Annotated in this window: 22 protein-coding genes and 1 riboswitch; of the genes, 5 read left to right on the top strand and 17 right to left on the bottom strand. The window is 66.1% G+C overall.

All coding sequences use genetic code 11. The features are described 5' to 3' along the window. Nucleotides 1–219: 219 nt before the first annotated feature. The 8 genes from WKW80_RS17225 to WKW80_RS17190 form a co-directional block, all read right to left on the bottom strand. Nucleotides 220–402 carry a hypothetical protein gene (locus WKW80_RS17225; protein ID WP_340364784.1) on the bottom strand — a complete coding sequence of 61 codons (183 nt, stop codon included), beginning with the start codon at nucleotides 400–402 and terminating at the stop codon, nucleotides 220–222. Nucleotides 403–775: 373 nt separating this feature from the next. After that, the gene (locus WKW80_RS17220) at nucleotides 776–2,026 is read right to left on the bottom strand and encodes a glycosyltransferase family 4 protein (RefSeq protein ID WP_340364783.1); all 1,251 of its coding nucleotides are present in this window, start codon (nucleotides 2,024–2,026) and stop codon (nucleotides 776–778) included. Between the two features lie 1,644 nt (nucleotides 2,027–3,670). Further along, on the bottom strand, nucleotides 3,671–4,135 hold the full coding sequence (locus WKW80_RS17215; protein WP_340364814.1) for a SixA phosphatase family protein: 465 nt from the start codon (nucleotides 4,133–4,135) through the stop codon (nucleotides 3,671–3,673). A gap of 373 nt (nucleotides 4,136–4,508) precedes the next feature. Further along, complete coding sequence (locus WKW80_RS17210) at nucleotides 4,509–4,793, bottom strand: hypothetical protein (RefSeq protein ID WP_340364782.1); 285 nt, start codon at nucleotides 4,791–4,793, stop codon at nucleotides 4,509–4,511. Nucleotides 4,794–4,872: 79 nt separating this feature from the next. Then, nucleotides 4,873–5,196 (bottom strand): DUF190 domain-containing protein, encoded by a 324-nt coding sequence (locus tag WKW80_RS17205; RefSeq protein WP_340364781.1) that lies wholly within the window; start codon nucleotides 5,194–5,196, stop codon nucleotides 4,873–4,875. A 72-nt stretch (nucleotides 5,197–5,268) separates the two neighbouring features. Further along, nucleotides 5,269–5,658, bottom strand: coding sequence for a fluoride efflux transporter CrcB (gene crcB, locus WKW80_RS17200; RefSeq protein WP_340364780.1), 390 nt, complete (start codon nucleotides 5,656–5,658; stop codon nucleotides 5,269–5,271). Between the two features lie 93 nt (nucleotides 5,659–5,751). Beyond that, a riboswitch (Fluoride riboswitch) is annotated at nucleotides 5,752–5,815 on the bottom strand. A 294-nt stretch (nucleotides 5,816–6,109) separates the two neighbouring features. Then, a complete protein-coding gene (locus WKW80_RS17195) occupies nucleotides 6,110–6,373 on the bottom strand; it encodes a hypothetical protein (protein WP_340364779.1) in 264 nt (87 codons plus the stop codon). Between the two features lie 266 nt (nucleotides 6,374–6,639). After that, nucleotides 6,640–7,464: a YihY family inner membrane protein gene (locus WKW80_RS17190; protein ID WP_340364778.1), complete on the bottom strand. Its 825-nt coding sequence runs from the start codon at nucleotides 7,462–7,464 to the stop codon at nucleotides 6,640–6,642. 57 nt (nucleotides 7,465–7,521) lie between these two features. Here WKW80_RS17190 and WKW80_RS17185 point away from each other — a divergent pair, with 57 nt between their 5' ends. After that, a complete protein-coding gene (locus WKW80_RS17185; protein WP_340364777.1) occupies nucleotides 7,522–8,535 on the top strand; it encodes an AraC family transcriptional regulator in 1,014 nt (337 codons plus the stop codon). On the opposite strand, the gene WKW80_RS17180 is transcribed toward WKW80_RS17185, so the two are convergent. From WKW80_RS17180 to WKW80_RS17145, 8 genes are all read right to left on the bottom strand, one after another. Then, nucleotides 8,492–8,908: an MAPEG family protein gene (locus WKW80_RS17180; protein ID WP_340364776.1), complete on the bottom strand. Its 417-nt coding sequence runs from the start codon at nucleotides 8,906–8,908 to the stop codon at nucleotides 8,492–8,494. The genes WKW80_RS17185 and WKW80_RS17180 overlap by 44 nt on opposite strands. Nucleotides 8,909–8,949: 41 nt before the next feature. Further along, nucleotides 8,950–9,903 carry a hypothetical protein gene (locus WKW80_RS17175; protein ID WP_340364775.1) on the bottom strand — a complete coding sequence of 318 codons (954 nt, stop codon included), beginning with the start codon at nucleotides 9,901–9,903 and terminating at the stop codon, nucleotides 8,950–8,952. Nucleotides 9,904–10,064: 161 nt separating this feature from the next. Further along, nucleotides 10,065–10,214, bottom strand: a complete 150-nt coding sequence (locus WKW80_RS17170) for a DUF2474 family protein (protein ID WP_340364774.1) — start codon at nucleotides 10,212–10,214, stop codon at nucleotides 10,065–10,067. Further along, on the bottom strand, nucleotides 10,211–11,218 hold the full coding sequence (gene cydB / locus WKW80_RS17165; RefSeq protein ID WP_340364773.1) for a cytochrome d ubiquinol oxidase subunit II: 1,008 nt from the start codon (nucleotides 11,216–11,218) through the stop codon (nucleotides 10,211–10,213). The genes WKW80_RS17170 and cydB overlap by 4 nt, the downstream gene beginning before the upstream one ends. Next, complete coding sequence (locus tag WKW80_RS17160; RefSeq protein WP_340364772.1) at nucleotides 11,208–12,644, bottom strand: cytochrome ubiquinol oxidase subunit I; 1,437 nt, start codon at nucleotides 12,642–12,644, stop codon at nucleotides 11,208–11,210. The genes cydB and WKW80_RS17160 overlap by 11 nt, the downstream gene beginning before the upstream one ends. Before the next feature lie 278 nt (nucleotides 12,645–12,922). Next, the gene (gene ku / locus WKW80_RS17155) at nucleotides 12,923–13,810 is read right to left on the bottom strand and encodes a non-homologous end joining protein Ku (protein WP_340364771.1); all 888 of its coding nucleotides are present in this window, start codon (nucleotides 13,808–13,810) and stop codon (nucleotides 12,923–12,925) included. A gap of 1 nt (nucleotide 13,811) precedes the next feature. Beyond that, complete coding sequence (locus tag WKW80_RS17150) at nucleotides 13,812–13,982, bottom strand: DUF3606 domain-containing protein (RefSeq protein ID WP_340364770.1); 171 nt, start codon at nucleotides 13,980–13,982, stop codon at nucleotides 13,812–13,814. 240 nt (nucleotides 13,983–14,222) lie between these two features. Next, on the bottom strand, nucleotides 14,223–14,600 hold the full coding sequence (locus WKW80_RS17145; RefSeq protein ID WP_340364769.1) for a tautomerase family protein: 378 nt from the start codon (nucleotides 14,598–14,600) through the stop codon (nucleotides 14,223–14,225). 136 nt (nucleotides 14,601–14,736) lie between these two features. Here WKW80_RS17145 and WKW80_RS17140 point away from each other — a divergent pair, with 136 nt between their 5' ends. After that, on the top strand, nucleotides 14,737–14,937 hold the full coding sequence (locus WKW80_RS17140) for a response regulator (protein ID WP_340364768.1): 201 nt from the start codon (nucleotides 14,737–14,739) through the stop codon (nucleotides 14,935–14,937). Nucleotides 14,938–15,055: 118 nt separating this feature from the next. Here WKW80_RS17140 and WKW80_RS17135 read toward each other — a convergent pair whose 3' ends face one another. After that, entirely contained in the window at nucleotides 15,056–16,045 is a 990-nt protein-coding gene (locus WKW80_RS17135) for an ABC transporter substrate-binding protein (RefSeq protein ID WP_340364767.1), read from the bottom strand. A gap of 272 nt (nucleotides 16,046–16,317) precedes the next feature. On the opposite strand from WKW80_RS17135, the gene WKW80_RS17130 reads away from it, so the two are divergent. From WKW80_RS17130 to WKW80_RS17120, 3 genes are all read left to right on the top strand, one after another. Further along, entirely contained in the window at nucleotides 16,318–18,789 is a 2,472-nt protein-coding gene (locus WKW80_RS17130) for a hypothetical protein (protein WP_340364766.1), read from the top strand. A 79-nt stretch (nucleotides 18,790–18,868) separates the two neighbouring features. Further along, nucleotides 18,869–22,306 carry a DUF6603 domain-containing protein gene (locus tag WKW80_RS17125; protein WP_340364765.1) on the top strand — a complete coding sequence of 1,146 codons (3,438 nt, stop codon included), beginning with the start codon at nucleotides 18,869–18,871 and terminating at the stop codon, nucleotides 22,304–22,306. Between the two features lie 20 nt (nucleotides 22,307–22,326). Beyond that, complete coding sequence (locus WKW80_RS17120; protein WP_340364764.1) at nucleotides 22,327–25,128, top strand: hypothetical protein; 2,802 nt, start codon at nucleotides 22,327–22,329, stop codon at nucleotides 25,126–25,128. Nucleotides 25,129–25,138 lie beyond the last annotated feature (10 nt).

The raw sequence follows: 25,138 nt of genomic DNA, 5'->3' as shown, positions 1-25,138 counted from the left end.
CGCCTCCAATTCGGACAACTCACTGACCACCGTCTCGGGAGCGTCCTTCGCGCCCCGTTCGACGCTGTTTACGTCCGTGGCGACACGCAACGGGTGCGCATCGAGCGTCGGCGCTGGCCGACTCGCGGCAGTCGGCTCGGGGTGAGCCTGCCGGGGATGAGGGCGTTGAAAGAATTTGAGCATGGCTTTCGTGCAGGATGGCGCGCGCCTGGGAGTGGGCTACCGGGCGGCCAGCAGCATGCAGATCGCAATGGCGGCGACAATCCCCGCTATCACGAAGCTGGCAATTCGTTCCTTTGACAGCGGGGCTTCCTTGGGCTGGTGCGTCCGGTCCGCGCGATTCAAGGAAACGAAGCTGCTGAAGGTCTGGGGGTCGGTCGACGGATGTTGCATGCGGGACATTGTGTTGCCCCTCGGCCTGCGAATGAAGGAAGAATCGCACACCTTCGTCACATTGCTGAGCGTCACCCAAGCACACCTGACCAGGAAGGGCTCTGGGAAGACGACGAATCAAAGTCGGTTTCGACGCCGAGCGCGCGCAGCTACCAGCTGCGGGGCCGACGCCATGGCGGCAAGGCCGTCGAAGTCCTTGATATCGGCATGGCGGCCGCGAGCCACACGTGCGTGGTCGAGGAAAGGCCGAACTTGTGCGCTGCGCCCGCACGTCGAGCATGACACCCAATGGTTGCGCATTGACCTGACCATGCAGGTGAACGCGTACGCCTCAATCTCGATGGTCTGCGGCTCCGCGAGTTCGTGCGTGACGCAAGTCCGTCTAGTTCAAGGGCTGGGCAAGCCACAGCAGGGCGAACACGACCGCAATCACACCTGCTGCAAATAGCTGGTTGCGGGGCAGCTGCCCTTCGCAGGATTCTCCGCGCTTCGAGCGGGATTCCCTCGCTGCCACCGCTCGACGGTAGACGGCAAGATAGTTCTCCATCATCTGAGCTGCGGAGTAGTTCAAGGCATTTTGGAATCCGAGTTCACGCATCGCTGCCAGCCGTCCGCCGGCCTGCTCCAGGGTCCGGGCGATGGCCTCGGGATCACGAGGATCGATATAGCAAGCGGCCGAGCCACCGACTTCGTTCATCGGCGCCAAGTCAGATGCAAACACGGGGCAACCACACGCCTGCGCCTCAATGACTGGCCATCCAAACCCTTCCTGCAGCGAAGGAAACAGCAGAGCCGTCGCCCTGGCGTAGAGCGCACGCAGCTCCTGATGGGAAACGTCCTGGATGGTGCTCACCCTGTCGGCGAGGCCGCATTCGGATAGCAAGGCGATCATGGCCGGCTCAAGCCGTGGCCCCACAAGTATCAGCGACTGCGCGAGCACAGGTGTACCGCGCTCGGCCGCATTGCGATGAAGGGCAACGAACGCTTCAACCACGGTCTTTCGATTCTTCCGTGGCAGGTCCGAGCCGACATGAAGCAGATAGCTGTCGTGCTTCGCTATGCCAAATCGCCCGATGAGGTGCTGTGCTTCATCGGGCGATACAACCGAAAAGTCATCGTTCAGCCCATTGGGCACCGTCAGTACGCGATGCTCGTGCGCGAGCTGAAGGTCCAGTAGAGCGCGACGCGTCAACGCCGATGCGCAGGCGACGAGGTCGGCGTCCCCCATCCCCCGCCCGATAAGACGTTGAAATATCCGGCCGCTCCAGTTGACGTTCCAACCGTCGACCATGCCTCTCGCGGCCTGGACAGCGATGACATCGTGGCAGGTAATGACGGTAGGCTTGCGCCTGACCCAGCGTACGTACATGCCATTGGAGTGATCGCAGATGTGAACCACGTCGGCCCACCGCGCCTGAAGCGCAAGGGTGGGCGCGAAAAGGATGAACTTGTCGAGATAGCCGAGCCACTTCCACCAGCGCGAACTCGATGGCACACGCTGCAGTCTCCGCCGCGGCGAAGTGACGCGAACTTCGCACCCCAAGGTCGGCAGCTCACGCTCAAGCATGCGTCGGAAGGCCAGCATGCTGATCTGAGCATCGGGCGCATAGTTTCCTACAAGGAGGACTTTCATAGATCAGCCAGTTGAGCAATTGCGATTTGGCCACCAAGCCAAGCGAGCAAGAATTTTAGGGCCGTGGTTGAATGCGCCAACGGTGCGGCGTCTGCTTTTGTCGAACGTCACTACAGCCGAGATCACCAGTGCCGGGCCCACCACCCCCAGGCCCGCCTCTGCCGCGACCGCCTGCTCCGGCGCCGCCGGCCACGGCACCAGCACAACATCTGCACCAGCATCGGTGCCAACGCCTGGACCGCCGCTGCCGCCCGAGTTGCCGGCGCCACCTGGGCTGGCATCCGGTCCAGCGCTTCCGAAGGAGCCGGCGCTTGCCTCTGGACCAGGACTCCCCCGGCTTGCAGCCGAGGCGGCAGTGACATCGCCGGCAACGCCAGTCGCCGGCACGCTTGCCTCCTCTGCCGCGACCGGCGCCCGCCCCGGCTCCGGCTCACGCCGAATCCCGGCTGGCGGGTCACGTTCCCCTCCTGGCGCCGGGTCCAGCGCCTCTGGAGGACCCGGCGCTTGCCCCTGAACCAGGACTCTCCCGGCAATGGGGGGAGCGGGCTCCCCAGGATGTGACTTCACCGGCAAGAGAGCACTCGTCGCCAACGTCGCCGCTGCAGCCGGTTCTTGCTTCGACGGCGGACTCTCCAACGTTGGGCTGTGGTTGGCGGTGTGCAGCCAATGCCAGGAAAACAATGCGCTGGGGGTCACCAGCAGCGCGATCAGTAGGCGCGCTACGGACGAATTCACGCGAGCGGGCAGTTGCAGCCACCCTCTGCGCATGAGCTTCGACGACGCAGCGCGTGGCAAGCGTGCCAACGTCGTCACGGCCTGCGTGTCGGTCGAACGCGCGCCCCAGGTGCGCACGTCGGGCACCTTTGGAAAAGCAGCCGACATCGGCGCGGCAGGCGCGGCAGGCACGGCAGGCGCGGTAGGCACGGGAGGCACGAAGGCATTCGCAGCGAAGCGAACGCCGGAGAATCGACCCGCACACCCGCGACAGAACCGCGCCCTGTCCCTGTTCGCCGTGTGGCACGCCTCGCAGTATTTGGTCATCTCGAAGAGCCCTTGGCGGCCATTCGATTCACGAGCGCGGGCTGACCCCATGTCGCAGCCAAGAGCGAATGGATCAGGAAGGAGAAGGCGGTGAAGCGCGAGGCCCGCATCTGCCCGGCCCCGACGCTTGGCTTCCGACGCGAAGACGCGGTGTTGCCGCGCGCATGGCACTGAACCCGGGATCCATACAAAGCTGGCAGCCGGTGCGCACAGCAACTGCAGATGCGCGCGAGCCGCGGGTCACTGTCCGTCATGGCACTGTCCTCAGTCCGGGTGTCAAAAATTCCCAGCCTAGGGCTAGTTTTATGGCGGGGAGCATCTTCTTTGTCGGACAGAGGCTGAAAATCTTGTCAGTCGTTCCCGTTTTGCGCCGGTGGACGGCTGCATGTTCGATTCGGCAATCGCGCGAGCTCGGCACCTGCGGATCGGCCGGGACATGTTCCTTTGCAGCCAGTGCTGGGCGCGATGAACCACCGCGTCGGTGTGGGGGTCACCACGGTCGGTCTGGACGCCGGCCACCTTCGCGCGCCTGCGCGAGTTGATGGACACATCTGCGAAGGCTGGCGCTGACTGCCACCTACCGCGCCCGCCGACTGGCACGAGCTACTTCTTCGGCGCGTCCAGCTTGACCGTTGGCGCAATCACCCCGACATCTGCCCACACATTTGCATCGAAGCGGAACTCGGCGACGGCACATGTGGGCATGTCGGTGATCTCGCTCGACAGCCGGTGTGCGAGGTCAGTGAACTCGGGGTTGTGGCCGAAGAGCATCACGCGGTCCAGCTTGTCGTCGAGTGCGCAAATGATGGCGAGCAAGTTGTCCGCGCTGCTGGCGTAGAGCCGTTCATCAAGGGCGATGTCGTTGCGCTGGTATCCGAGTTCGTCGGCGATGAGTTGTGCCGTCGTCAGCGCGCGCAGTGCCGGGCTCGACATGAGCAGATCGGGCTTCACCTCGCGCTTGCGGAGGCGCTTGCCCATCGTGGGCGCGTCTTGGAGGCCGCGATCGTCCAACGGTCGCTCCCGGTCGGGCAAGGACGGATCACCGCGACTCGATTTGGCGTGCCGCACGAGAAACAGGCTTTTCACGATCAACTTTCGATTTCGTTCAACTCTACACCGGCGTGGATAGCGGTTGCACAGAAATGCCTGGCGCGTCGGTTCGGCGACGGTCGACGGGGCCGAGGACCCTGGCGATGATTACGCCGGCCGTTGGCAGGAAGCCGCGAGTGCTGCCGGTGGCTGCTCTTCGGTTGCCTGGCGCGTGACTCATATCTTTTTTCTACCACGCTATCGCGCCAGCCGCGACGCATGAAACCAGGACGAGCACTGCGAAGTCCGTTCGTGGGCACCCGCGGAACCGGCTTTGCCGGCCCGCCGGGTGCTTCCCCTCGAGGGATCCCTGGCGGGGGAGGCGCCGCAGGTGCTTCGGGGGTGTTTCATCTCACCCCGCGACCGGCACACAGCAGTGCGCATGATCGATGACGCGCTTGGCGAGAGAGGCCTCCGCCAAGCCTCCAGCTCCGAAGGCCGCCCGCCGAAGCGCTTGAAAAACCTCGGATTGAGCCAGGGCAGCGAGATTGCCGCGATCCCGCAGGCCGCAAAGAAGACGGGCGTGGAAGTGAATGGCGCAGAGAGATGAAGCCCAGCGCCAGCACGGTGGCCGGGCGGCCAGCACCGTCTTGCCGTAGTCGGTCGCGTTGAAGCCGAACTCCAGAATGACGGCCATACACCACGGCCACCGATCGACATCAGCGTCGCTGCCAAGGCCAGCAAAAGCCATAGCGCGGCCAGCGCCCAGGTAGCGGTCAAGGCTCGCTCCCGACGACGCCCATTTCCAGGGGCACCTTGATGTAGAACAGCCGGAGCTTCTCGCCGGCCAGGTGCGCGAGGAAGCTTTGCGCTTCCTGCTCGTTCAGCGCAAACCCGACCTCCACCGAGACATCGCCGGCCAACTCGAAGAAGTGCTCTTCGTGCAGCTTGCCGTGGCGACCGAAACCGGCGATGGCGCGAAAGGCCGAGCCGCCGTGGATGCCCAGCTTCCTGGCTTCCTGCAGGAGCCATTCGTAGGCAAGGATGCCGTGGTGGCGGCGGTTCTCCTGGACGTAGAACTTGAGGTAGATGCCTTGCATGGTGGCCTCCTTCGGCTCGAAATGTCCCGGTTCCGTGGGACCGTGTTGTCGGCGTTCATTTGCAGTCCCCGTTTAGGTCCTGATGAACAGCGCATTGGCAATCAGGATGCCGATTCCGGTCAGGATCAGCGAGCCGACGAGGTGCACGCTCGCCGCACCCAGCGCCCACCAGTGCTCCTGTCGGCTGATCAATGTCACGACCTCGACCGAGAAAGTGGAGAACGTCGTCAGGCCGCCCATGAAGCCGGTGATGATCAGCAGTCGCCATTCGGGTGCGAGGCCGCTGTTGTGCGTGAAGAAGGCGCTGGCGACGCCGACCAGCAGGCCACCGATGAGATTGGCAGCCAGCGTGCCCAGGGGAATCGTGGGAAACACCGGATTCAGCCAGCCGCCGAGCCACCAGCGCAGCAATGCACCGAAACCGGCGCCGCCGAAGACCGCAAGAAATGAAAAGCCGCTCATGTCGCCGCTCCTTGGTCAAAAAGGGACCGGAGCGACCAGTGTGGCAATGCGCGCGAGTTGCGCATCAATAATGCCTACGCCAGTCCACGCTGGACCCGGGTAGGCATCATCAGCCCGAATGGGCGGTTAGGGGAGGAATGCCATCTCCGCTGCGGTCCAGAATATCGACCGAGTCCACGGCCGGCAACGTGGCCCGCGGGCGCGCCTGCGCCTGCGCCAAACAGCGGTCTGGCGAGACGCACCGGTGGGTCGCGGCGCTTTCGCTTCGTCAACCTCAAGACCGGCAGAGCGCTCGGTCTCACAATCCCGCAATCGCTGCTATCGCGAGCGGATGAAGTGATTTAGTGAGCTGCAGGTGGCGCGCTCGGCCGCTACGACAGGCAACACCCGCTGCGCGGGCCGACTGAACCACGTTCCCCGCGACGCGCTTCCCGTGAGCGACTGAAGTCGTCTATCCGTCATGCCTCGGCTCGCCGCCATCGTCGCCGCGCCAGAATCGCCACCAGGGTCTCGCGCTGAGCGGTTCCGGGTCGCGCGGCAGTTGCTGCATCTGGCTGGCCCGCGTGCGCCGCCTTTGTTCGACCTCCAGCGCGTGTGCAATCCCGTTGGCATCCTTGTCGCCGCGGAGCGCGCGCTTGCGCCACGCGCTCGCCAAGGTGTGAAGCTCTTCATCTTCAATGGCAGCAAGTTGCGCGGGCGTGGGGAGTTCGATCATTTCAATTCCAATGCGGCGGGAAGCCCCTGGGGCGAAATTCTGCGCGTTTTCGACATGTGCCCCAACGAAAAATGTTGCTTCGGGGCGAGCGAGAACGGGTAACTCGGGACACCCGCCATGCGCAGTGCCACTGCCAGCGAAGCGGCCCGGAGTCGGCCCGCCCCGAAATGCACGTGTCCGTGCAGGTCTCGAGCCACACGATGTTCCTCTGCTCGAAGGCTCCTGGCTCGCCGGCGCACGCGACGGGCTGAACCTGCCCATCGAATTCAGGCCCGTGCCGGCCTGCCCGTCGGCCGCCGTCGGGTGAGCGCCAGATTGGCAGTCATCATGGCTGCGACAAGCGTGACCAACCATGAGAAATACACCCACAGCAGGAACATGGGGAGCGCCGCGAAGGCCCCATACAGCGCCTTGTAGGTCGGCACCTTGACGAGGTAGGCAGTGAAGCCATGCTTGCCCAATTCGAAAACAAGGCTGGCGATCAGGCCGCCCGCGACGGCGTCGCGCAGCTGTACCTTGGTGTTCGGGACGAGGTAGAACAAGCTTGTCAGCGCAGCAGCGCAGAGCATGGGCGGCCCGAGGCCGAGCACGAAGGCAAGCCACGGTGGCACTGCGCCGATGAGGCCGATGGAAATGCCGAGCAAATACGACGTTGCCCACAGGCTCAGACCCAGAACGGGCGGCCCGACGGTCAACGCCAGCAGATACAGGCCGACCCTCCTGAGAAACGGCCGGTTCTTCCTGATCTCCCACATCTGATTCAGCGCGTTCTCCACGGTCAGCAGCATCGCAATGGCTGTGCCCAGCAAGAAAAGCGAGCCAACCCAGGTCAGGCTGCTGGCGTTCGCCGCGAACTGATTCAGATATTTCAGAACCGTACGTGCCATGTCGGCTGGCAGCAGCCTGCTCAACAACAATTCCTGCAGCGCGTCCTTGAACCGCCTGAAGATCGGGAATCGCGTGAACAGCGCGAAGCTCGCTGCAAGCAAGGGCACGATTGACAGCAAGGTCGTGAACGTCAGGCTCCCGGCGACTTGAGGCAAGCGTTCTTTCCTGGCGCGCTGGATTGTCAAGCGGGTCAGAGTGAGCATGTATCGAGCGAGTGAAAGGTGGTCAAATGGCGACGCTCCTGCGGAGGCGAAGTCGATATGGATGCCTTGTCAGAGGTCTTGAAGATCCTGCAGTTCAACAGCGCGATCTTCTTCAACGCCAGATTCACCGCACCATGGTGTTTTGCCTCGCCGGAAGCGGAGGCGGTGGCGAGGCAGGTGAACGCGGGATCCGAGCGACTGCTCTTCTACCATTTCTTCGTGGACGGTTCGTGCACCGTGAAGCTCGACGGCATGCCGCCGCTCCACTTGCAAGCCGGCGACATCATCCTGTTTCCGCATGGCGATGCCCACACCATGGCCTCGTCAGGGCTGGATGGTCCTGGGCCGCTGCTCGATGTGCGCGCGCTGCTGCGCGAGAGGCCCGACGAACTGCAGTTGGGCGGCGGCGGCGAGCCGACCCGCTTCATCTGCGGCTATCTGTCATGCGATCCCATCCTTTGCCGGCCGGTCCTGGCGACGCTGCCCCGGGTGCTGACGGTCAGACTGCGGAGAGACGAAAAGACCGACTGGGTGGAGCGTTCCTTCGTTTACGCGGTGGCGGAGGCCGCTTCCACGCAACCCGGTGGCGAAGGCATGCTGGCCAAATTGTCCGAGGTGCTGGTCGTAGAGACGTTGCGTCGGTACATCTCCCAGATGTCGGAGGGCCAGACCGGCTGGCTCGCGGGCTTGCGCGACCGCGCCGTCGGCAAGTGCCTCGCCCTCATGCACGAGAAGCCGGCGTATCAGTGGACGCTCGAAAGCCTCGCACGAGAGGCCGGGACATCGCGGTCGGTACTTGCCGAGAAATTCACTCACTTTGTCGGACAGCCCCCCATTCAATATCTCGGGAAGTGGCGCATGGCGCTCGCATCGAACCTGCTGCGGCGCAGCGCCTTGAGCATGATGCACATCGCGCTCGAGGTCGGCTATGAAACCGACACCGCCTTCAGCCGCGCCTTCAAGCGTGAGTTCGGCATGCCCCCGGCATCCTGGCGCCGTGAGCACAGCCTCAGGAGTCCATCTGAATTCAATGATGGAAAGCGATCCACGCGATCAGCAGAAAGAAGCTGAGGAACTGAACGAAGAACAATGTGAAGCGCAGCGACACGACGCGATCCGTCTGGGCGAAGCAGACATGGACCAGCGACTGGGGGATCCGCGCCGCCAGGATGACCACGCACAGGGCGTCCACCGCGTGGTCGACGATGCCGAAGGCGCGCAACGCATAGACCAGTATGGCGAACACGGGAAGGTTCTCGAGGCAATTCGCGTGCGCGCGCATGGCGCGCACGTACCAGTCCTGCCCCTCGACACGATCGGCGCGGAAATCTCCCATTCCCGCCCGACCACGGAAGACCCGGCTCAACCGGTAGGCACCCACGGTGGTGAGCAGGAGCATCAGGGTCCAGGCGGTGAAACCCAGCAGCATCAATTCGGGCAGCATCTCGGTCTCCTGTGGTGGACCCTGACGGGCATCGTGATGCCTCAATGGCGAATCGCCGCGGGCATCGCATAGAGCAGCGGCTGGAGCGCATCCATGACCCTGGCAGTCTGCGTGTCATCGAGCACGCCCAAGAGCACCTCCTGGAAGCGCGTCGCCGTCACGCCCGACACGATGTACTGCCAGCGATACGCCTTCAAGACCCCCTCGCCGATGGCGGCGCGTTGCGCATCGGCATAGCGCGTGCCCGCGATCGAGTGGAAGTAGGTCGCATCGGCGCGCGCCTGAGCCTGAAGAATGCCGTCGACCGCCACGACCAGGTCGATCAGGTCGCCGACGGCCGCGTCGCGTTCGGCCGGGTTCAGGCGTGCGTCCTCGCGAAGGAATTCGAGTTCGTCCAGCACCGCGTGCTGCGACTCCTCTTTCCAGTGGGCCAGGAAGACGTCTTTCCACAGCGCGCACAGGTCGTCCCGGGGCTCGATGCTGGCGCGATAGTGCGCCAGCGTGAAGAGCTCGATGTCCAGTGTCAGCGCAAGGACCGACCAGGAGCTCTTGCTCAGCACGGCGTTCGCGACGGCGTTGGGATCGGCCGTAGCAACATAGCCCGCCGGCATATCGGCGGCCATCATCGCTTCCATGCGCCGGAACAGCTCCTGATGCTTCAGCTCCTCGTCGGCCATGCGGACCAGGGCCTCCAGCGCCATCTGGTCGCCGAGCGCGTGCTGCCGGCTGATCTCGAGCACCTTGGCGCCGATGAAGCGCTCCACCAGACCGAAGATGTAGGCGTAGCTTCGACCCTGCACCTGGCTCAGCAGACGCTGGTCATCGGACGTCATGAAATCCAGCTCGTTCACCAGTGACAGGCCCGACGGCAGGAAAGTCTTTTCGAGATCGAATCGCCGGCGACGGATGACGTCGTTGTCGATGTCCCAGCGGATGCGTTTGGAATTCGCGATGACCTTCGAGTACTGGTTCGCGGAGGGAGCGGCAGTTTCCATGATGACCTCTTTCAATGTCGTTGAAGGAGCGTCAATGATCGAAGCGCGGCGTCAATCAAGTCGGGCCATGCGTCCGGAAATCTTGCCCGGTGATCCGGGCATGCACGTGCCGGGGCCAACGCGATTTGCCGCGCAGCCCTGCGCTCGGCAGCCGATGTGCCTCAGGTCGCCAGTCCCACCGCCCGCAGCAGCAACTTCAAGACCCACGCCACCACACCGACTCCGGCAACGCCCGACAGCCAGAACAAGGCGAGCCATCCCAGGCGCCTGCGCCAGTCGACGGCATCGGGCGACGGTTCGTTGCGGTTCAATGGTAGCCCTCGCCCACGCGGACCTTGCCGCGAAACACCCAATACGAAAAGGCCGTGTACGTGAGGATCATCGGGATGATCAGCAGCGCCCCCACCAGCGCAAAGCCTAGGCTTTGCGGTGGACCGGCGGCGTCCCAGATCGAGATTCCCGGCCGGATGATGTTCGGCCACATGCTGATGCCCAGACCGCTATAGCCCAGGAAGATCAGGGCAAGGGTCAGGACGAAGGGTGACGCGTGGCTTTCTCCCTCGAGATCGTGAAGAAGCCTGTGGATGGCCAACAGCACCAGCACCGGCACGGGTGCGAACCAGAACACATTCGGAAGGCTGAACCATCGCGCTGCGATTTCGTGGTGCGCAAGTGGCGTCCAGACGCTGATCACGACAAGCACCGCGAGCAGAACCCAGGCCAGGCGCTTTGCCAAGAGGCGCATGCGTTCATGCAGCGAGCCTTCGGTCTTCATGATCAACCATGTAGCGCCCAGCAATGCATAGGCAGCGATCAGGCCGGCGCCTGTGAAAAGCGAGAACGGCGTCAGCCAGTCGAAGGCACCGCCGGCATAGTTGCCGTCGGCGACCTGGATGCCGTCGATGTACGCCCCTAGCGTGACGCCCTGGAAGAAGGTCGCGGTCACCGAGCCACCGACGAAGGCCTTGTCCCAGAGCCGGCGCTTTCCAGGCGGCGACTTGAAGCGGAACTCAAAGGCCACGCCGCGAAACACCAGCCCCACGAGCATCAGGACAAGCGGCAAGTAGAAGGCGCTCAGGATCACCGCATAAGCCAGCGGAAACGCGGCCAACAGTCCTGCGCCGCCCAGCACGAGCCAGGTCTCGTTGCCGTCCCATACGGGCGCGACGGTGTTCATCATCACGTCGCGGTCGTCCTTCGCGTCGAAGAAGGGATAGAGAATGCCGATGCCGAGATCGAACCCGTCCATGACCACGTACATCATGACCCCGAACAGGATGATCACGGCCCAGGTCAGCGGCAGGTCAATGCCCATGGCGGAGCTCCCCGGAAAGCGTGCGCGGCATGTCCTCGTCCGCGGCTGAAAGCGGCCGCATCGGCTGGCGAGGCTCACCGGGGCCACCGTCCACCGGATCGTCGCCTTCGTGCACCAATGGCCCCTTGGCGATCAGGCGCAAGCCATACACCGTGCCCGCCCCGAAGACCAGAAGGTAGACGGCAACGAAGATGGCGAGCGTGACGGCCATCTGGCCCGTGGTGTGCCGGGGCGAGGCGGCGTCGGCCGTGCGCATCAATCCGTAGACAACCCAGGGTTGCCGGCCCATCTCCGTGGTGAACCAGCCTGCGAGGATGGCGACCAGGCCTGACGGGCCCATCCCGACAGCGAAGCGCAGGAACGCCGGTGACATGAAGAGGCGACTGCGCCATCGAAGCCAGGCCGCCCATAGCGCCAGTGCGATCATGAGAAAGCCGAGCCCGACCATCAACCGGAAGGTCCAGAACACCACCGCGACATTCGGCCGGTCTTCGCGCGGAAAGTCCTTGAGCGCGGGAATGTCGCCCTGCCAGGAATGCGTCAGCAGCAGGCTTCCCGCGTGCGGGATCTCGACAGCGTAGCGGGTGCTTTCCGCGGCCGTGTCCGGCAATCCGAACAGGACGAGCGGGACGCCTTCACCGGGTCTGTTTTCCCAATGGCCTTCGATGGCGGCCAGCTTCGCGGGCTGGTGCTCCAGCGTGTTGAGCCCGTGCTGATCGCCGATCAAGGCCTGGATCGGCGCCGCAATCAGGACCATCCAGAGCGCCATCGAGAACATCACGCGGATCGGCTCGTTGTCGCGCCCGCGCAGCAGCTGCCAGGCTGCGCTGCCGGCCACCATCAGCGCGGTCGCCAGGAATGCAGCAACCACCATGTGCGCGAGTCGGTATGGGAAGGATGGATTCCAGATCACGCGCAGCCAGTCCACCGGCACCACGCGGCCGTCGATGATCTCGTGGCCCTGCGGTGTCTGCATCCAGCTGTTGGATGCCAGGATCCAGGTGGCCGAGATCAGGGTGCCGACGGCCACCGCGGCTGTCGACATGAAATGCAGACCCGGGCCGACGCGCTTGAGTCCGAAAAGCATGACGCCAAGGAAGCCGGCTTCGAGAAAGAAGGCGGTGAGTACCTCGTAGGCAAGCAACGGCCCGGTCACACCGCCGGCAAAGCGCGAGAAGTTGCTCCAGTTCGTGCCGAACTGATACGCCATGACCAGCCCGGAAACCACGCCCATCCCGAAAGCCACCGCAAACACCTTGGACCAGAAGTGATACAGGTCCATGTAGGCTTGGCGCTGCGACCTCAGCCACAAGCCTTCCAGCACGGTGAGATAACTGGCCAGGCCGATGGTCAAGGCAGGGAAGACGATGTGAAAGGAAATGGTGAACCCGAATTGGATGCGGGCAAGGGTCAAGGCATCGATCATTCAGGCGCCCTTCCCGGGAGGACATTGAGCATGTCCGAATGTCGCTCAGCGACGGCGAATCAAACAGACTCAGTTCCGCCTCATTGATGCATAGCAGATGCGGCACCTCGCCGCGCAGGTCGAGTCGCCGGCTGCTGGCGGAAACACCGGACTCCGGTTCGGCCTCGATTCCGCTGCGATTCAGCAGAGGGGGGTTCAGCCTGCCGGATGCTGAGCCAGACCGGGCCTGTCGGGTGGTGTAGATTGCGATTCGGCGGATCGACGCAGGCGTGCAACGCTCACGCCGCCTTGCGCGCCTTCGCCACGGGTGTCTTCCTGGCTGCCGCCTTGCGGAGAGTCTTTCGTGCGGCCGGCTTCGAGGCCTTGCCGCCCTTCAGGCTCCGGGCGAGCAACTCCGTCAGGTCAATGATCTCCGCGCCTTCCGAGGGAGCTTCTTCTTCGGGTTGGATCACTGTCTCGGTGTCCCCCGCCTTGACCTTCTTGTCCACGAGCTTCATGACCTCGTGCTTGAACTCGTCCTTGAAATCTTCGGGCTTCCATTCGCCGGACATGTCCTTCACCAGCTGCTCGGCCATCTTCATTTCCGCAGCGCTGATCTTCGCGTCCTTGGTGCCGGCAGGTGGCAGATCCAGGCCGTCCAGGGACTTGACCTCGTCGCCCCAGCGCAGCAAGTTCAGCACCAGGGCCTTGTCGCTGGGCACGAGAGCCGCCAGATGCTGCTTGGTGGCGATCACCACCTTGGCCAGGCCGATCTTCCCGCTCTTGAGAAGCACCTCCCTGAGCAGCGCAAACACCTTGTGGCCCCGATTGACCGGCGCCACGTAGTAAGGCCGCTCCAGATAGACGAAAGGGATCGCGTTGGCATCGACGAAGCGTTGAATCTCGATGGTCTGCGTCGTGCGCGGGTAGACCGCTTCGATCTCCTCCGGTGAGATGACGACGTACTTTCCGTCCTCATACTCGACACCTTTCACGATGTTGTCCTTGTCGATCTCCCTGCCGGTCCTCTTGTTCACGCGCTTGTAGCCCACCGGGTCCATCGTTCGCTTGTCGAGCCAGTCGAAGTCGACGCCCTGCTCGGTCGTGGCGGTGTGCAGGCCGATCGGGATGTGGACCAGCCCGAAAGAAATCGCGCCCTTCCAAAGGGTTCTGCTGCCGGTCGCCATCTCACTTCTTTCCGAAGTACCCGGCTATCCGGTCGGCCGACGCGCCGACCTCGGCGACCGCCTTGCGAAGGTGTTCCCTTGTCGCACCGAAACGTCGTACCCAACAGCGGGCTTCGTCGATGCTGATGCGGATGCGCTCCTCGGCCCCGCGGTTGCCCAAGTCGTCTGCCATGGCGGTCTCCTGTGCTATGCCTACCGACAATCTACCGGCAGGCGCCGGCGCCGGTGGCGGACGGAAGTGTGCTTGCTTGAAGGACAGTTCCGATCATTGCCCGACGACCTGGAGACGCTCGGGTCGTCAGGGCGTCTCGGCGCCGCTTTCGCTGTCTTCATCCGAGCCCCATCGGTCCCGATGTCCGGCGTTCCGGTGCTGGCGCGGGCGACGCAGGCATGGCAGGGCTTCGCTGGATCCTCAAGCAAACTGCGCGAGGCCGTTGCCGACAGACCAGTTCTCCAACGCGGCCTCGACAATGTTCACGAACACATCCTCCGAACGTATGCCGGGGCTCTCGCCAAGCAATTCCGCGATTCGCCGGAACAGCGCTTTCTTCTGTTCTGCGGTGCGGGTGTTGAACACGGTGATCCGGATGAAGACAAGCTCGTCACTTCGGTCTATGCCGAAGGCGGCGCCGTAGCGGAAGTTCGCTGGCTCATGCTCGGTGATGGTCATGAACTGATCATCTTCAGGCACGTTCAGCGTTTCGCGCATCGCGCGATAGAGACTGTCAAAGATCGCCTGCCGGTAGGCGTCCGGTTTTCCGGCGCGCAATGAGATTTGAAGCAACGGCACCTGGCACTCCTTTTTTCGGGAAGAACGCGACGTCGATAGATGCGGGGCACGGGGCGGGCGGCGGAATCGGTGCGGTCGAGCGGCCCGGTGCCGCCAGCAGGAGGTTCGGCCGCAGTATGCCGGCGTTGGCAAACTGATGCGAGACATCGAGGACGTCGCGTTGCCCATGCGAGACCTGCTGCAGGAGCTTGGACATGATATGTTGCTGGCCGGCGATGGGCCGAGTGCATTGAAGCTGCTTGCCACGAGCGGTCCGGTCGATGTGGCTCTCCTGGTCAAACCGGTCCAGCTGAGCGAATTGCTGCGGGCCATTGGCGTGGAGGAGTCGGGGCAGTAGCGGGAGACTGCCCGGCGTGCCTTCGCAGGGACGCAACATGCGCGGTGCTTCGGAGCCACCGGCAAGGTTGCCGAGTTGCATCGCCAGCGCGCGGGCTGGGTCTGCGCCCGGCGATGGCTTATTGAACAATCTCATCCGCGCGAAGCAGGAGAGATTGCGGAAACGCGAGGCCCAGCGTCCTGGCTGTCCCCATGTTGATCGTCAGGTGAAACCGGTTGGGTTGCGTCACGGGCAGGTCAGCGGGCTTGGCGCCCTTGATGATGCGGTACACGTAGTCCGCCGCCAGCGCCATGTTCTCGGCGGCGTCCGCGCCATACGACAGCAGGCCCCCTGCGCGGACTTCGGCGGCATATTCGTAGACCGCAGGGATGCGCTGCATTGCCGCGTAGTCGATCACGCGCTGTCGATTCAGAATCGTGAGGGAATCGGTGATCATCATCAAGGCGTCAGGCCGCGTGCGGTTCATGGCTGCCAGCGCCACGTTGAAGTCGTCCGGCTCGCGCACGGGCAAAGGGTCGATCGTCACACCCAATACTTCCGCGGCCTTCTCGATCGCGTGAAAGCGCAGCGTCATCGCGCGATCGCGGGCGTTCCATAGCACGGCAACGCGCTGGGCGCGGGGGACGAGCTCCTTCACGAACTCCAGCCGTTTGGCACTCAGAACTGCCGCTGGGTCGTCGATGCCGGTGACGTTGCCGCCCGGGTGACCGAGACTGGCTACCAGGCCCGTTTCGACGACATCGCCGGCGTTGATCACGACCACCGGCACTGTCTTCGCCGCCTGTTTGGCCGCCGCCGCGGGGGGGCCACCCACCGTCACGATCGCGTCGACCTTGAGCGCGATCAGCTCCGCGGCCAGGCCCGGCAGCATCTCGGGATGGCCCTGGGACCAGCGTCCTTCGTACACGATCCGCCTTCCGTCGGCGCTGCCCGCAGCGTCGATTGCATTGCGCAAGGCCGCGGGAACTGCGCCATCGGGAGGTCGCGCGCCTCCCGCCAGAAACCCGATTCGCCGGATTTGCTCTTCGGACTGTGATGCGCCGACCAGCGGCACCCCGAGAGCGATGACAACAAGAGTCGCAACAAAACATCCGCGTCTGTCGATCATGAGCACTGCCTTTCTCTCCAGGTGGGGGAGTGCTCACCCATCATGCCACGTAGTTCGACCACCGGCAGCGGACGCAGGCGGGCGCTTACTTCGTGAGGTATAGGCCATCGGCTGACTTGAGTTTCGACGGTGCGTGGCTCAGCATTGCGCCCTTCATTCGGCCCGCGCCCGTGCCGGCGCGCGGAACAGGAGGCTCGATGAGACTTCGCCTCGCTGCATGCGTTCCGCGCCTTCGCGCGCGGCACGCCGTGCACATCCGTTGAAAAGCCGCCATGGCCTGGCAGTCGCTTGCAACAAGGCTGGCCACGCTGCCGCGCGTGCTGGCAGGCCCAGTTCTGCGCAAGGTGGCGCCGCGCAGCGTCAGCGTGTGGCTGGCGATGCGCGCGGGCAGCGATGTCACGCTCACGGTGCTCGATGTGCTCAATGCGCCGCTGGCCACGGGCCATCGGCATTCGGTGGCGGTGGGCGCGCAACTGCACATCGTGTGCGTGACGGCGGTGCCGGCGGCCAACCTGGTCGAGGGCGTGATCTACCGCTACAACCTGTCCTTCAAGTTCGATGACGGGCAGGCGATGGACCTGCCCACGGCCACCGGCCTGCAGGCGGTGCCCGCCGCCTTGTGCTACGTGCCCTTCGGCCTGCCAAGCTTCTGCCTGCCGCCGGCCAACCTTGACGACCTGCGCATCCTGTGCGGCTCCTGCCGCATCCCGCACGGCAACGGCAGGGACTGCTTTTCGATCGGCGACAAGCTCATCGCGCAGGCGTCCTCGAATCCGGTTGCGCGGCCGCATCAGTTGCTTCTGACGGGCGACCAGATCTACGCAGACGATGTGTCGGCCTCGCAGTTGATGGTGCTTTCGGACGCGGCGCACGTTCTGCTCGGCTGGAAAGAACAGATTCCCTTCGACGACGCGGGCGGCAAGGCCGACGTCGACAAGCTGCTGCCCTTCCTGCGCCGCGATCCGCTGGAGAAGGCGGGCTTCACCTCCGAGGACCTCGACGGGCAACTGTTGTCGCTGGGCGAATACCTGTGCATGTACATCATGGTCTGGTCCGACGTGCTCTGGCCCGCCACCGGGGACATGCCGATCTTCAGCGACGTCTCCAAGGCCACGAACGTCGTGCTGGGCGGCGACCCGATGGTGCTGGCCAAGTGGTTCGGGACACGCGTGCGAAAGGGCCAGCACTTCGGAATGGACAAGGAAGCCGTCAAGCTCGAACTGTTTCGCAAGGACCTGCCCGACGTGCGCCGCATGCTGGCCAACATCCCCAGCTACATGATCTTCGACGACCACGAGGTCACCGACGACTGGAACATGACGCGCGACACCTGCAAGTCGCTCTACGGGCACCCGATCGGGGTGCGCGTGGCGCAGAACGCGCTGGTGGCCTATACGCTGTGCCAGCACTGGGGCAATGTTCCCGAGGACTTCGAGGGCACGCGCCCGGGCAAGGCCTTGCTCGACCTGGTCGACGGCATCACCACCGATGCCGGCTACGAGGCCAAGGGAGCCGCGTTGCGCGCGCTGGTGTCGGTGCACGAGGATTCCGTGCTTGCCACGCGGCCGGCCAACGCGGTGTTCCACGATGCGAACGCGCTGACCTACAACTACACGGTCGAAGGCCCGGGCCACCAGATCATCTTCACCGACTCGCGCTCGTGGCGCGCGTTCCCCACGGGCACGGTCGGGGGAGGCGTGCTGATACCCACCGAGCAACTGGTGGCGCAGATCAGGAACACGCCGCCCACCGGCGAGCGCATCCTGATCGTGGTGATGACGACCAACGCACCGGCTGTGGAGCCGATCCGCTCCGCCGCGCGGCACGACGTCATCGCCAACCTGTTCGAGCACTACCCCGATGTATACGAGGCGTGGGAGCTGCCTTCGATCCATTTCGACCGGCTGATGTCCAGCCTGACCGACAAGCTGCCGCTGGTCGGCGGCAAGCGCACCGGCGCGCTGGCGATGGTGTCGGGCGACGTGCACTTCAGCTTTGCGAGCCGGCTGCTGTTCCGGGCGACGACGCGCTTCGAGGACGCGCAGCCGCAGCCGGTCAATGCAGTCGTCGCGCAATTGGTGGCAAGCTCGTTTCGCAAGCAGAGCGACAGCACGCTCGGCTTCCACCGCGACGGCTACGGCTATTCGCCCAACGTTATTGCGTGGATGCTGATTCCCAAGTCGACGTCGCAGGGCTACGTCGGCTGGAACACCTCGCTGGGCTCCGAAAAGGTGGTCGGACAGCGTGGCCTGTCCATCGCGATCCCCTTCACGCCGCTCTTCAGCGTGAAGCTCGACCAGCCGACCCTGCAAACCGCGCCCGACGGCTTCTTCCTGGGCACGGCGATCGATCCGCAGACGCCCTGGGACTACAGCTACCGGCTCGACTACCTCACGCCGCCCGAGGTCACCGTGCCGGTGGACACCACCCCGATGCCGCCCGTGCCCGCGGGCAGCACGCCCGACCAGCGCAAGATGGCCGCCGAGGCGCTGCGCCTCGCGGCCACCAAGTACCGCATGTACAACGCCGGTGGCAAGGTCAACAAGGTCATCGGCGTCAACAATTTCTGCGAGATCACCTTCGACTGGCACCCCACCAACGCCAGCCTGCGCCGCCTGCACCACACCGTGCGCTGGCGCAAGGACAAGGACACCAGCGCGGAAATCCAGCTCAGCGACTATGTGGTGAGCCTCGATCCGGACGATGCTTCGTTGCCGGAGATGGTGCCGAGGGCGATGGCATGAGCGCCGTGCGGCCGCCCGAAGGCGCTCGCACCCCCTCGGGGGGCAGCGAGGACACGTCGGTGCCGAGCGTGGGGGTCCGATGAGCTTCTTCGGCACGCTGTCGAGTGCGCTGTCGGTGCTGCTGTCGCCCATCGTGCGCGTGGTCGAGGAGCCGGCCTTGCTCCCGCGCATGCTGGCCGAGTTGGGCGTGCCGCCGGACGCGAGCAACAACACGCTGATCCAGTCGCTCTCCTCCATCGCGGAATTGCAGGCGCGCATCGAGACGCTCGGCGCGCAAGAGACGCCGTCCTTCGAGAGCATCGCAGCCGTGCTCGATGCCGCAGCCGATGCTTTCGATGCGTTGCGCAAGCTGGAGCAGCAGGGACCGCTCGCCGCGCTCGATGGGCTGGGCCGCGAGCTGATCAACCTGCTGCTGATGGCGATCCTCGAAAGCCGCGTCCCGGTCGCGCGCCCCGCCGCGGCGCTGCTCACGCTGCTCGTCCCGGCCGACGAGCGCCAACCCAACGCGCCGGTGGTGCAGGGCGGCCGGCTGGTGCGCGACAGCTACCGTCTCGACAGCTGGCATCTGGACCGACTGCCGGCGCTGCTGAAGGACCCGCTGGGCGTGCTGCGTGCCGAATACGGCAACCCGATGCAGACGGTTGCCGATGCACAAGCCATGGCCGACAAGCTGTTTCCGCGGCTTGTGCGCCTGCTGCGCGCGCTGGGTCTCAGCGCCCGATACGGCTTCGACCCGGACGACGCGGCGGCGCTCGGCGATGCCGGCCCGCATATGGCGCACGCGATGATCGTGTACGTCGACGATCCGCTGAACGGCGCGGCCGCGGAGTCGGGTGTCGTGCTGTCGCTCTCCGCCGCGACTCAGGGTGATCTCGGCCTCGTCATCAGCCCCTTCGGCGCGATCGCGGTGCAGGGCAGCGCCGGGCCGTGGCAGATCGCCGCCGAACTCAGCGCCGGCATCGACGTGGTCGCCTGGGGCCGCCACGGCGTGACGCTGCTGGCAAGCCCCGGCACCATCGAGGCGAAGGCCAGTGCATCGGCCACGCTGGCGACCATCGACAGCTTGCCGGCCTACGTCATCGGCCAGCCCGATGGCGCGCGCATCGAGGTGGGCGGCGCGCGCCTGGGCATGGAAGTCGCGCTGTCGGAGGCGCGTGCCTCGCTGGCCCTTTCGGCGGATGTGTCGAAGACGGTGATCGTCATCGCGGCCGGCAATGGCGACGGCTTCCTTGGCGAGATTCTTCCCGCCGGCGGCCTGCAGGCCAAGGGCGACCTGGGCATCGCATGGTCCAGCGACAAGGGCCTGACCTTGCGGGGCAGTGCATCGCTCGAAGCGTCGGTCCCCGTGGGCTTGTCCTTCGCGGGCGTGACGCTCTCCGCGATCAACCTCGCCGTGCGCCCGCAGGATGCCGCCGTCAACGCCGAGGTCTCGGCCAGCGTCAAGGCATCGATCGGCCCGCTGACCGCGGTGCTCGACCGCATCGGCATCGCGGGCCTCCTGAGCTTCCCGTCGACCGGCGGCAACCTCGGCGTGGCCAACCTCGACATCGGATTCAAGCCGCCGAGCGGCGTCGGCCTGTCGGTGGAGGCGAGCGGGGTGCTCACGGGCGGCGGCTTCCTGTTCCACGACGACGCGCAGAAGGTCTATGCCGGCGTGCTGCAGCTCTCGCTCCACGAGACCATCACGCTCAAGGCCTTCGGGCTGATCGCCACGCAGATGCCCGACGGCCGGCCGGGCTTCTCGATGATCATCTTCATCACGGCCGAGGACTTCCGGCCGATCCCGCTCGGCATGGGCTTCACGCTGCAGGGCATCGGCGGCATGGTGGCGGTCAACCGCACCTTCGACCAGGACGTGCTGCGCGCGGGGCTGAAGAACGACACGCTCGGCACCTTGCTGTTCCCGCGCGACCCGGTGGCCAATGCACCGGCCATCATCCGGTCGCTGGCCAGCGCGTTCCCCGCCCTGCGCGGCAGCTACCTGCTCGGCATCCTCGCGCGCATCGGCTGGGCCACGCCCACGCTGGTGCTGCTGGACCTCGCGCTGATCCTGCAGTTCGGTGCGCGCTCGCGGCTGCTGGTGCTGGGGCGCATCAGCTCGCTGCTGCCCTCGCGCGAGAACGACCTCGTGCGGCTGAACCTCGACGCGATGGGGGTGCTGGACTTCGACGAGGGCACTGCCTCCATCGATGCGGTGCTGGTGGATTCGCGCCTGGTCCACAAGTTCGCGCTCACCGGCGCGATGGCCCTGCGCGCGCGCTGGACCTCGGGGCCGGGCGCGGGCTTCGTGCTGGCAGTGGGTGGCTTCAACCCGCGCTTCGCACCGCCGGCCAACGTGCCCCGACTCGACCGCGTTGCCATCGCGCTGTGCTCGGGCGACAACCCGCGCATCACCTGCGAGTCGTACTGGGCCATCACGTCCAACACCCTGCAGTTCGGAGCGCGCGCTCAGTTGCATGCGGCGGCCTATGGCTTCAGCGTCGATGGCGATATCGGCTACGACGTGCTGGTGCAACTCGTGCCCCTGCACTTCCTCGCGGACTTCCATGCGTCGGTGCAGTTGAAGCGGGGCTCCAGCAATCTCTTCAAGGTATCGCTCGAGGGGGAGCTCGAAGGGCCGCGCCCGCTGCGCGTGAGCGGCAAGGCCTCGTTCGAGATTCTCTGGTGCGATTTCTCGGTGCGCTTCGACAAGACCTTGATCGATGGCGAGAAGCCGCCGCTGCCGCCGGCCGTCAACGTGGCGGCGGAACTGAGGAAGGCGCTGGCCACGCCGCAAAGCTGGACCACGCTGGGCCCGGCGCATGCGAGCCATGGCGTGGCGTTGCGCAAGCTCGCCCCGGCGGCGGCCGGCAGCCCCATCGTGCTCGATCCGCTCGGGCGGCTGGTCGTCCGGCAGCAGGTGGTGCCGCTCAACACTTCGCGCGACATCGACTCCTTCGGCGGCGCGCCGGTGGCGGGTGACAAGCGCTTCGCCGTTACCGCGGTCCTGAATACCCAGACGCAGGGCGTCCTCCCTGTGCGCGACCAGTTCGCGCCCGCGCAGTTCTTTGCGATGAGCGACGACGAGAAGCTGGCCGGCCCCTCCTTCGAGGAGATGGATGCGGGGCTGGTCTTCGGCAGCGAGACGGTGAGCTTCGATGCGGCACAGGTGGTGCCGGCGCCGCTGGCCTACGAGCCGATCGTGATCGACGACATGGCCGCACCGCCCCGGCCGCCCGCGCCGCCATGGCCGATCACTTTCGCGCAACTGCAATTCCACAGCCGTACCGGTGCCGCGGCACGCGCGCCCGTGCGGGCCGTGGGGCTGGCGCGCTTCCGTCGAGGCGATGACGCCGTGGCCGAGCAGGCCGTGCAGATGGTCGCGCCGCGCTGGGCCATCCTGCCGCTCGCGGACGGTGCCGCCGCGCCCGTGGATGCCAAGGTGCAGACCTGGAGCGAGTACCGCGCCACGCTGGCCACGCTCAATCGCGGGGGCGCCCGCTGGCAGGTCGTGCCGCTCGGCGAGTTGCAGCCATAGCGCGGCAGGAGACACATGCGATGGCGACCTCCACCAGTCCCCAGGCCAACCTGAGCTTCCTGCCCTGGGTGCGCCAGGGCGCGGCAGCGGCGATCACGACGCCCGACTCGCTCGGCGCGGGCCAGCGCGCGGTGGCCGACCTGTCGGCCGTGCTGTCGGTCAATGGCAGCGCGGCGCCGCCGGTGACGGTGCGCCTGCGCGGCCCGGCCGACGTGGTGGGCATCGACGCCAACCAGATCGTGCGCCGCGACCCGCGCCCGGGCAGCATCGACTTCGAGCCCAACTACTTCGCCGGCATCGAGTTCGACAGGCCCGACTTCCCGTGGCTTTTCACGCCGGCGGGCGCCGATGCCAACGGAAAGCTGCGCCCCTGGCTGTGCCTGGTGGTGGTGCGCAAGCAGGACGGCGTGTCGCTGGGCCCGACCGTCGATGCGCCGTGCACCGCGCTGCAGATCGCGGGGCCCGCAAGCCTCGCGGCCGAGTTGCCGAACCTCGTCGACAGCTGGGCCTGGGCGCATGCGCAAGCGGTTGCAGGCAGTGCGGCGCAAGTCGGCGCTGCCCTCCAGGGCGCACCGGCCCTGTCGCTGTCGCGTCTGCTGTGTCCGCGCATCCTCGTCGCCAACACCGACTACATCGCCTGCGTGGTGCCCACCTTCGAGCTCGGGCGCAAGGCCGGGCTGGGGCTGCCGATCACCGATGCCGAGCTGGTCGCTGCCAACGCGCTGGCGCCGGCATGGGCGGCGACGACCAGGCTGCCGCTGCAGTTGCCCGTCTATCACCACTGGGAGTTCCGCACCGGGGAGGGCGGCGATTTCGAATCGCTGGTGCGGCAACTCAAGGCGCGGCCGGCACCCGCGGACCTGGGCCGCCGGCCGATGGACATCAGCCAGCCGGGCTTCGAGTTGCCGCCGGACTTTCCGCATCCGACCACGCTGGGCCTCGAAGGTGCGCTGCAACCGGCGGATACGCCCGACGCGCCCGCGCCCTGGGCCGAGGAAACGGCACAGCCCTTCCAGGCCGCGCTGGCCGACATCATCAACACGCCGGGCCACGGCGAGCTGGCCGACCCGGATGCCGATCCGCTGCTCACGCCGCCGCTCTATGGCCGCTGGCATGCCGCGCGCAGCATCGTGGCGCGCGGCGTCGCCAAGTGGCTGGACCAGCTCAACCTCGACCCGCGCGCGCGCACGGTGGCCGCCTTCGGCACGCGTGTCGTGCAGGAGCACCAGGAGGCGCTGATGGCCGCGGCCTGGGAGCAGGCGGCCGACCTGCAGCGCGCCAACCAGCGCATGCGGCAGATGCAGATGAGCCTGGCGGTCGGCAACAGCCTGCACGCACGGCATTTCGCGAACCTCGGCGCGGAGACGCTGCTGCGCATCGGCGCGCCGGCCTTCGCACGCATCCGCACCATGGCCGCGGGCGACACGGCGCCGCGCACGATGGTCGCGCACATGGCGGACAAGGCGCTGCCGGTGGCGGCCACCAGCCCGGCCATGCGACGCATCGGACGCGAGCGCGGTCCCTTCACGCGGCGCATCGCTGCGCAGGGCCTGACGCGCTCGACCACGCTCACCTGGGTGGCCAAGCTCGGCGGCGGCCTCACCTTCAACGCGCCGCCCGCGACCGACCAGGCCACCATCGACGCGGTGCGCGCCCGCGTGCCGTCGGCCACGATCCGTCCCTACCGCGAGGTGACGCAGGCGCTGATCGACGGCCTCTCCGGCCGCCCCAACTTCCAGGTCATGCCCGAGGGCGCGCCGATCAACGTGCCCCAGGTCACCGTGATGATCCTGTTGCCCGACAACCAGGCCGCGCACGACTTCCGGCTCGCCGCCAGCGAACACCTGGGGCGCGTCAACCCAGGCCGCCGCAAATTCATCTTCGCGCCCGGCCCGATCGCGATGGCGGAACTGAAGGACGCCGTCGTTGCACAGACGCAGCCGCGGCAGACGCTCGTGGCGATGGCGCGCGCCGCGGTCTCGGTGGGCGCGAAGGCGGTGCCGCCGGTCGACACGCCCGCGAGCGCCGCGGTCGGCATCGACACCATCATGGCCGCCCCCACCTTCAGGCAGCCGATGTACGAGCCGCTGCGCGACCTGTCGCAGGACATGCTGCTGCCCGGCCTGCAGACCGTGCTGCCCGACAGCGTGATCGGCCTGAAGACCAACCGCCGCTTCGTCGAGGCCTACATGGTCGGGCTCAACGTGGAGATGGCGCGCGAGCTGCTGTGGCGGGGCTTCCCGACCGACCAGCAGGGCACCTGCTTCGACCAGTTCTGGGACGTGCGCGCCGCGGCCACGCCAAGGCCCGACATCGGCCCGTTGCACCTGTGGGGCGATCGCCCGTTGGCCGACCCGGCAACGGCGCCGGTGCGCGAACAGTTCGTCATGCTGATGCGCAGCACGCTGCTCAGGCGCTATCCCAACGCGATCGTCTACGCGGTGTCGGGCTTCACGGACCCCAACGGCATGCGCCAGCCCAGCGACGATCCGCTGGCAGAGGTGATGCCGTCCTTCAGCGGCACGATGGCGCCGGACGTCTCCTTCTTCGGCTTCGACATCACGACCGAGCAGGCCACCGGCGCGGACGGACACGCCGGCTACTACATCGTGATCCAGGAGCATCCGACCGAGCCGCGCTTCGGCCTCGACGAAGACACGCCGACGGGTGGCGCGAGCCATCTGGCAGTGGCCGGCGGCCCGCCGGCCGGCGTGCCCCTCGGCGGCCTGCAGTGGGGGCGCAACGGCGCGCACATGGCCGGCATCGTGCGGCAGTTGCCGGTGCGCATCTCGATCCATGCCTCGCAGCTCGTCAAGCACTGAGCGACGCACC

This window comes from Variovorax humicola (assembly GCF_037889915.1).
GTDB classification, from domain to species: Bacteria; Pseudomonadota; Gammaproteobacteria; order Burkholderiales; family Burkholderiaceae_C; genus Variovorax; species Variovorax humicola.
This window is presented reverse-complemented; position numbering and strand designations above follow the sequence as displayed.

Coding starts and splice junctions, on each gene's coding strand:
- WKW80_RS17225 (WP_340364784.1), bottom strand. CDS start 402: ATGTCCCGCATGCAACATCCGTCGACCGACCCCCAGACCTTCAGCAGC.
- WKW80_RS17220 (WP_340364783.1), bottom strand. CDS start 2,026: ATGAAAGTCCTCCTTGTAGGAAACTATGCGCCCGATGCTCAGATCAGC.
- WKW80_RS17210 (WP_340364782.1), bottom strand. CDS start 4,793: ATGGCCGTCATTCTGGAGTTCGGCTTCAACGCGACCGACTACGGCAAG.
- WKW80_RS17205 (WP_340364781.1), bottom strand. CDS start 5,196: ATGCAAGGCATCTACCTCAAGTTCTACGTCCAGGAGAACCGCCGCCAC.
- crcB (WP_340364780.1), bottom strand. CDS start 5,658: ATGAGCGGCTTTTCATTTCTTGCGGTCTTCGGCGGCGCCGGTTTCGGT.
- WKW80_RS17195 (WP_340364779.1), bottom strand. CDS start 6,373: ATGATCGAACTCCCCACGCCCGCGCAACTTGCTGCCATTGAAGATGAA.
- WKW80_RS17190 (WP_340364778.1), bottom strand. CDS start 7,464: ATGCTCACTCTGACCCGCTTGACAATCCAGCGCGCCAGGAAAGAACGC.
- WKW80_RS17185 (WP_340364777.1), top strand. CDS start 7,522: ATGGATGCCTTGTCAGAGGTCTTGAAGATCCTGCAGTTCAACAGCGCG.
- WKW80_RS17180 (WP_340364776.1), bottom strand. CDS start 8,908: ATGCTGCCCGAATTGATGCTGCTGGGTTTCACCGCCTGGACCCTGATG.
- WKW80_RS17175 (WP_340364775.1), bottom strand. CDS start 9,903: ATGGAAACTGCCGCTCCCTCCGCGAACCAGTACTCGAAGGTCATCGCG.
- cydB (WP_340364773.1), bottom strand. CDS start 11,218: ATGGGCATTGACCTGCCGCTGACCTGGGCCGTGATCATCCTGTTCGGG.
- WKW80_RS17160 (WP_340364772.1), bottom strand. CDS start 12,644: ATGATCGATGCCTTGACCCTTGCCCGCATCCAATTCGGGTTCACCATT.
- ku (WP_340364771.1), bottom strand. CDS start 13,810: ATGGCGACCGGCAGCAGAACCCTTTGGAAGGGCGCGATTTCTTTCGGG.
- WKW80_RS17150 (WP_340364770.1), bottom strand. CDS start 13,982: ATGGCAGACGACTTGGGCAACCGCGGGGCCGAGGAGCGCATCCGCATC.
- WKW80_RS17140 (WP_340364768.1), top strand. CDS start 14,737: ATGCGAGACATCGAGGACGTCGCGTTGCCCATGCGAGACCTGCTGCAG.
- WKW80_RS17135 (WP_340364767.1), bottom strand. CDS start 16,045: ATGATCGACAGACGCGGATGTTTTGTTGCGACTCTTGTTGTCATCGCT.
- WKW80_RS17130 (WP_340364766.1), top strand. CDS start 16,318: ATGGCCTGGCAGTCGCTTGCAACAAGGCTGGCCACGCTGCCGCGCGTG.
- WKW80_RS17125 (WP_340364765.1), top strand. CDS start 18,869: ATGAGCTTCTTCGGCACGCTGTCGAGTGCGCTGTCGGTGCTGCTGTCG.
- WKW80_RS17120 (WP_340364764.1), top strand. CDS start 22,327: ATGGCGACCTCCACCAGTCCCCAGGCCAACCTGAGCTTCCTGCCCTGG.